Annotated in this window: 6 protein-coding genes, 1 tRNA gene and 1 rRNA gene; 6 read left to right on the top strand and 2 right to left on the bottom strand. The window is 38.3% G+C overall.

Annotated features, from left to right (window positions below; translation table 11 throughout):
• The first annotated feature begins 1 nt into the window (after nucleotide 1).
• A 5S ribosomal RNA gene (gene rrf, locus H4J76_RS11295) occupies nucleotides 2-116 on the top strand.
• 91 nt (nucleotides 117-207) lie between these two features.
• Nucleotides 208-292, top strand: a tRNA-Tyr gene (locus tag H4J76_RS11290).
• 43 nt (nucleotides 293-335) lie between these two features.
• On the opposite strand, the gene H4J76_RS11285 is transcribed toward H4J76_RS11290, so the two are convergent.
• Nucleotides 336-1967, bottom strand: coding sequence for a tetratricopeptide repeat-containing response regulator (locus H4J76_RS11285; protein WP_182230612.1), 1632 nt, complete (start codon nucleotides 1965-1967; stop codon nucleotides 336-338).
• A gap of 213 nt (nucleotides 1968-2180) precedes the next feature.
• Here H4J76_RS11285 and H4J76_RS11280 point away from each other — a divergent pair, with 213 nt between their 5' ends.
• Nucleotides 2181-3557, top strand: a complete 1377-nt coding sequence (locus H4J76_RS11280; RefSeq protein ID WP_070375253.1) for a DEAD/DEAH box helicase — start codon at nucleotides 2181-2183, stop codon at nucleotides 3555-3557.
• A 23-nt stretch (nucleotides 3558-3580) separates the two neighbouring features.
• Here the strand turns inward: H4J76_RS11280 and H4J76_RS11275 are convergent, their stop codons facing one another.
• On the bottom strand, nucleotides 3581-4036 hold the full coding sequence (locus tag H4J76_RS11275) for a YaiI/YqxD family protein (RefSeq protein ID WP_070375252.1): 456 nt from the start codon (nucleotides 4034-4036) through the stop codon (nucleotides 3581-3583).
• Between the two features lie 166 nt (nucleotides 4037-4202).
• On the opposite strand from H4J76_RS11275, the gene H4J76_RS11270 reads away from it, so the two are divergent.
• Genes H4J76_RS11270 through H4J76_RS11260 form a run of 3 tightly spaced genes read left to right on the top strand, consistent with a single transcriptional unit; the run spans nucleotide 4203 to nucleotide 6380 of the window.
• Nucleotides 4203-4679 carry an acyl-CoA thioesterase gene (locus H4J76_RS11270; RefSeq protein WP_070375251.1) on the top strand — a complete coding sequence of 159 codons (477 nt, stop codon included), beginning with the start codon at nucleotides 4203-4205 and terminating at the stop codon, nucleotides 4677-4679.
• Nucleotides 4680-4714: 35 nt separating this feature from the next.
• Complete coding sequence (locus H4J76_RS11265) at nucleotides 4715-5122, top strand: DUF2750 domain-containing protein (RefSeq protein ID WP_070375250.1); 408 nt, start codon at nucleotides 4715-4717, stop codon at nucleotides 5120-5122.
• A gap of 4 nt (nucleotides 5123-5126) precedes the next feature.
• Nucleotides 5127-6380 carry a DEAD/DEAH box helicase gene (locus tag H4J76_RS11260; protein ID WP_070375249.1) on the top strand — a complete coding sequence of 418 codons (1254 nt, stop codon included), beginning with the start codon at nucleotides 5127-5129 and terminating at the stop codon, nucleotides 6378-6380.
• The last annotated feature ends 27 nt before the right edge of the window (nucleotides 6381-6407 follow it).

Here is a 6407-nt window from a genome sequence, read left to right as displayed (position 1 = left end):
GTCTAGCGACAATAGCACTGTGGCACCACCTGATCCCATTCCGAACTCAGAAGTGAAACGCAGTAGCGCCGATGGTAGTGTGGGAGTTCCCATGTGAGAGTAGGACATTGCTAGGCTCCTAATTAAGTTTAATAATAACCACTTAAATGGTATTGTTAAGCGGCTGTTTAAGATAATACAACTAACAAGTTGAATTATCGGCCCCGTGGAGGGGTTCCCGAGTGGCCAAAGGGACCAGATTGTAAATCTGATGGCTCAGCCTTCGGTGGTTCGAATCCACCTCCCTCCACCACTTTATTCAAACATAAATCCTTACTATTTAATAATATTAGCGCTTAGCTAATTTTTATCATATCTGAATACTTATCACTTAACTTTTTAAACCTAATATAAAACTCACTAGTAGAATCGATCAAGGTTAATGCTTTAATTAATATCTCAGCCTGTGCTAGATCGCCAACCCTCTCATTATCTTTTTCAAACGAAACAAGTAACACTTGCAATAAATTCAACTTAATCCCAGTGTGATTAGGAAAATGAACCAGTGCATCATTGAGTTTATCAATCGCCAGACTGTATTTATGCTTCTTATATAGACTAACACCTAACTCTAATGCGCTTTGTGCCGCAATCCTTTCATGGTCAGAATAAGGCTTATCTGCAATAGTGTTTATTTGTGTCAGTATTGGGGAATTATCTTGATTTACATGAGCTAGCTCAGTTAGTAGGTTATCAGCATAAGACTTCTTTCCCATAGCCATGAGTGATTTGGCTATTGCAATTGTACCTACTGATGATATTTGATGTTTACAGTTTATTAGTAACAACTCAGCTTCTTTTAGTGCTTCTTTAGCAAGCCTTGGATCTTTAATTTTATCATACAACCTTGCTGCTAATAATTTACTATGAATCTTAATCTCTATGGTATTAAAGTCCCTGACCATATCAGTAAGTAATTTAAAAGCTTTGTTACTTAGTCTGCGTGATTTTTGAGGTTCTAGATCTGTCATGGACTCAAGTAGCGCTTCGACAAAATGTAAGGTGTTATCAGGTTTTCTATGAACAGAGTGAAAGGCAAGCGCTGCAGTTTTAGCAAAAGCTTGTGTTGCTTTATCGAAGTTCTGATTTGTTAAACATAAGTCTGCATATTTCTCTAGACGTGGTACAGAAAGAGGTGAAACAACCAAAGCATTTTCTAAAATTGCTTCTGCTAACAGAGGTTCTTTATTTAATTGGTAGGTATTGGCTAGCCAATCGTAAGCTGACAAATAAAGTGGATTATTTTCTATTACCGTATTAAAACAATCAGCGGCCAAGTTATAATCATGATCGAGTAATGCTATCTTTCCTAGGCCAATTGCCGCCCACTGACAATTAGGAGAACAAGCGTAAGTCTCGTAAATATCTCGGGCCCTATCAAATTGTTTTAACTCAAAGTATTGTCTAGATTGAATTCCTAAACATTCATTTTTATAAATTGAATTTATGGAGATAATATCTTGGCATAATGAAATAACTTGTTGGGAGTCGTTGTTATCCATAGCGTTATATATATCAAGCATAGCTGTTTTTTTAGCGAAACATCGCGCTAATCGAATGTTAAGATCGTTAAGTGTATATGGCTTAGCAAGGTATTCATCGGGTTTATGTTCGAGGGCAGCTAACACCATAGCTTGTGAAACCTCAGCGGTTATCATAACGATAGCGCAATGACGTGAGATAAACTTTTTAGACCTTAATTCTTCAAGAATATGTTGACCATTTTTTTTATCTTCGCCCAGGTCATAACCTAATAATATAACGTCAAACTGAATTTTTTCACAAAGTATTAATACATCTGAGGCGCGGTTACTCGTATCAACACTAAGAGCACCAAGCGTGTAAGCGAATAATTTCAATGCATCACGTGATTGGCTGATACTTTCAACGATTAAAAAACGCATCTTGCTGTATGCAATCTTGTTCATAAACTCCCTTGAATATTCTTTTATCTGTAGAGACTTTTAGCGGAATTAAAACCACTTGTCTAGCTTTGCAACTGACAATAATTAAATATTAGGATATATAGCTTATTTGCTTGCAGATAACCCTTCTCGTAATTGCACTTATAATAGCTATACTGTATTCTGCAACGCCGCTGTACATTGGCTAACTTCCACTTTTTATAAAGAGATTTATCTATGGGTTTTACCTCGTTGGGCTTATCTGCCCCGATTCAAAAAGCGATTGCTGAAAAAGGTTATACCGAACCATCACCAATTCAAGCACAAGCAATTCCCGCCGTACTAAGTGGGAAAGATGTCATGGCAGCAGCACAGACGGGAACCGGTAAAACAGCAGGGTTTACACTACCAATATTAGAACGTTTATCAGGTGGCAACAAGCCACAGGCTAATCAAGTACGCACACTAATCTTAACGCCAACACGAGAGTTAGCGGCACAGATATATGAAAATGTGGAAATGTACGGTAAGTACTTACCTTTAACTGCGACAGTGGTCTTTGGTGGTGTGAAAATTAATCCACAAATGATGCGCCTTCGCCAAGGTGTCGATATATTGGTGGCAACACCAGGAAGATTGCTTGATTTATATAATCAAAAAGCAGTCAGCTTTAAGCAACTTGAAATACTAGTGTTAGATGAAGCGGACCGTATGTTAGATATGGGCTTTCTTCGCGATATTAAAAAGGTATTATCGGTCTTACCTAAGCAACGTCAGAATCTTTTATTCTCTGCAACCTTTTCAGAAGATATCCGTGATCTTGCGCGAGGGTTAGTAAATAATCCTGTTGAGATCTCTGTTAGCCCACGAAATACCACCGCTGAAAAAGTTGAACAGGTAATTTATCCTGTTGATAAAAAGAAAAAGCCAGCCTTGTTAACAGCACTCATTAAAGATAATGAATGGCCACAGGTCTTAGTGTTTATGAAAACTAAACATGGAGCAAATAAGTTAACCAAACAATTAGAGGCTGAAGGTATAAGAGCAGCGGCTATTCATGGTAATAAAAGCCAAGGAGCTAGAACTAAAGCATTAGCTAACTTTAAAGATGGTACAGTGAATGTTTTAGTTGCTACCGATATTGCAGCGCGCGGTATTGATATTGACCAGTTACCACAAGTTGTTAACTTTGAATTACCTAACGTTGCAGAAGATTATGTTCATAGAATCGGTAGAACTGGTCGAGCGGGTGCAAGTGGTAAAGCGGTTTCATTAGTCTGTTCAGAAGAAATTGATTTATTAAACGATGTAGAGCATTTAATTCAAACCCATATACCTCGTGAAATAGTGCCAGGATTTGAACCTTTTAATTTTTTATTAGAATCACGTCCTTTAAGACCTTTAAAAGCAAATAAGCCTAAAAAAGCAAAAACTGAACATCATGACGGACAACGTTCTGCCGATAATGCACGAGGTCATAAGCCGCAAAGTAAAAATCCTCGTCATAGAAATGACAGTAACGCGAATAAAGATTCGAATGCAGGTGGTCGTCGTAAAAACCCAGCAAGTACAGCACCAAAAAGTAATAGCGACCCATACTCTGCGTCACGCTAGTTTAGAAAATTAAATTAGGGCTCTTAATGAGCCTTATTTAATTTTGCTAATAGTTGATCTAGGTTATTTGCAAATGCCTGTCTGTCAGCTTGACTGATCGGGGGTGCACCGCCAGTTTGAATACCGCTAGAACGTAAAGTATCCATAAAGTCACGCATGTTGAGTCTTTGCCTGATGTTACTCTCGGTATAAAGTTCGCCACGAGGGTTTAGGGCTAAACAGCCTTTCTCTACAGCTTCCGCTGCTAAGGGAATATCTGCTGTGATCACTAAATCATGCTTTGCTGAACGCTTAACTATTTCATCATCGGCAACATCAAAACCAGCATTAACCTGTATAAAAGAAATAAATTTTGAGGGTGGCGTTTTAATGAAATGATTAGCGACCAAGATTGTTTCAATCTTTGCACGTTCAGCAGCACGGAATAATATTTCTTTAATAACGGTTGGACAAGCGTCGGCATCGACCCAAATTTTCATTATATTCCTTATTACATTTATTTTTTGCACTCGTTAGGTGCAAACTATTGCTATTTTAATCTGATGATTGCTGTTATACCTAATAGATTTCAGATAATAATATATATACTAAGCTGGAACGATACCTGCTTAGTACGATAAAAATATTTAACAAGAGAGTTAACCAATGAACAAACCACAAAGAGATATTACCCTAAGATTTCTAGCTGAACCACAAGATGTAAATTTTGGTGGTAAAGTTCACGGTGGTGCCGTAATGAAATGGATCGATTTAGCCGCTTATGCATGTTCAGCCGGTTGGAGTGGTCGTTATTGTGTAACTGCTTATGCAGGGGGGATACGTTTTATTGCCCCAATTCATGTTGGCAGCTTAGTTGAAGTAGAGGCTAAAGTCATTTATACCGGCAATTCATCAATGCATATCGCGTTAGAAGTAAATGCCTGTGATCCAAAGTTACTTAATCGCACATTAACAACCCATTGTATTGTTATTATGGTGGCTGTTGACGAAAACGGTAAGTCAGAAAAAATCCCTAAATGGATCCCTGAGTCGCCAGAAGATATTAAACAAAATGAGTCAGCGATAAAATTAATGGAAATGCGTAAACTCATCGGCGAAGAAATGCAAATCTTTGTAGAATAGTATGTAACCTAATACAAATCTGATAGGAATATTTTATAGTGCAAGCTCTAGACGAACAACAAATCAAACTTGTTTTAAATTACGATGATGCTCAACGAGCCAATTACTTTCTGAAAGAAGTTGTCGTAAATAATGAAATTTGGATATTAAAAGACGAGCACGGCTGTGTGATGCTTAATACCGAAGATGAAGATTGCGTACCTGTCTGGCCAAATAAAGAATTTGCCCAGGCTTGGGCCACAGATGAATGGCAAGAATGTCAGCCAGAAGCTATTTCATTAAGTAAATGGTTTAGTCACTGGTCGCATGGTTTGGCAGACGACGAATTAGCCTTAGTGGTGTTTCCTAGTCAAAATGAGCAAGGGTTAGTTTTTTACCCAGATGAGCTTGAACAAGAACTAAAAAACAAACAAAAAAATCAATCAGCCAAAGGTCAGCGTTAATTACATGAGTTTTACTTCTTTAGCATTAGATAAGAGCCTAACCAACGCTGTAAAAGCACTTGGTTATGATGAGGCCACCCCTATTCAGTTAAAAGCTATTCCTGCGATCTTAGCTGGAAAAGATATTATGGCTGGAGCGCAAACAGGAACAGGAAAAACAGCGGCCTTTGCTTTACCTATTTTACAAAAGTTAATGGCAACACTTCCTGAAAATCGTCCTGTTCGAGCTTTAGTGTTAACGCCTACACGTGAACTTGCTCAACAAGTCTATAAAAGTTTTGTTAGTTATGCTGAAAACACAGAACTCAATATTGCCGTTGCTTACGGTGGTGTCAGTATTAACCCACAAATCACTGCATTAAACAAAGGTGTGGATGTTTTAGTGGCAACCCCCGGACGATTACTTGACCATATTATTAATGGCTCTTTAGCGTTAACGGAACTGGAATTTTTAGTCTTTGATGAAGCTGACCGTATGTTAGATATGGGCTTTAAAGATGAGATAGACCGTATCTTAAATCGGGTACCACTTAAGCGCCAAACCCTCTTGTTTTCAGCAACTTTCGACGATGCAATTTTTAAACTGAGTAAAAACTTATTAACCGATCCTGAGTTAATTGAAGTCAGTGAGCGAAATGCAGCGGCAGCAAAAGTAGAGCAAATTCTTTATACCGTTGATAGTGATCGAAAGCGTGAATTAACCTCATTTTTAATCGGTTCAAAGAATTGGAAACAAGTACTTATCTTCACCCGTACTAAGGTAACTGCCGACGCATTAGCGAAAGAAATGTGTAAAGACGGTATTAAAACGCAATCGATTCATGGCGATAAATCTCAAGGCGCAAGAGAAAAAGCCTTAGCAGAGTTTAAAGAAGGAAAAACCCGTGCCTTAGTGGCTACCGATGTTGCCTCTCGTGGTTTAGATATTGCAAACTTAAATTATGTTATTAACTACGAACTCCCTTATATTGCTGAAGATTATATTCATAGAATAGGAAGAACGGGTCGAGCAGGTAATGAAGGGGTAGCTGTTTCGTTGATGAGCCCTAGCGAAGAGTGGTTATTAGAAGCGGTTGAAAAGGTACTCGATACGCGCTTATTGCAGCAATGGTATCCTGGTTATGAACCTGACTTAACAAAAACAGAAAAGCCGGCAAGAAAAGGTGGACAGAAACAGCGCGATAGAAAAAAAGCGTTAGGTGAGCATAGTGACGCTAAAAAACGCTCAGGACCGAAAAATAAATACACCAGAAGATAGTTAGCGTATTAAACGCCATATCACTGC

Source organism: Colwellia sp. BRX9-1 (assembly GCF_014077195.1).
Lineage (GTDB): Bacteria > Pseudomonadota > Gammaproteobacteria > Enterobacterales > Alteromonadaceae > Colwellia_A.
This window is presented reverse-complemented; position numbering and strand designations above follow the sequence as displayed.

What these genes read in the sequence shown, in the direction of transcription:
- H4J76_RS11280 (WP_070375253.1), top strand. Translation starts at nt 2,181, where the DNA reads ATGGGTTTTACCTCGTTGGGCTTATCTGCCCCGATTCAAAAAGCGATT.
- H4J76_RS11260 (WP_070375249.1), top strand. Translation starts at nt 5,127, where the DNA reads ATGAGTTTTACTTCTTTAGCATTAGATAAGAGCCTAACCAACGCTGTA.
- H4J76_RS11270 (WP_070375251.1), top strand. Translation starts at nt 4,203, where the DNA reads ATGAACAAACCACAAAGAGATATTACCCTAAGATTTCTAGCTGAACCA.
- H4J76_RS11275 (WP_070375252.1), bottom strand. Translation starts at nt 4,036, where the DNA reads ATGAAAATTTGGGTCGATGCCGACGCTTGTCCAACCGTTATTAAAGAA.
- H4J76_RS11285 (WP_182230612.1), bottom strand. Translation starts at nt 1,967, where the DNA reads ATGAACAAGATTGCATACAGCAAGATGCGTTTTTTAATCGTTGAAAGT.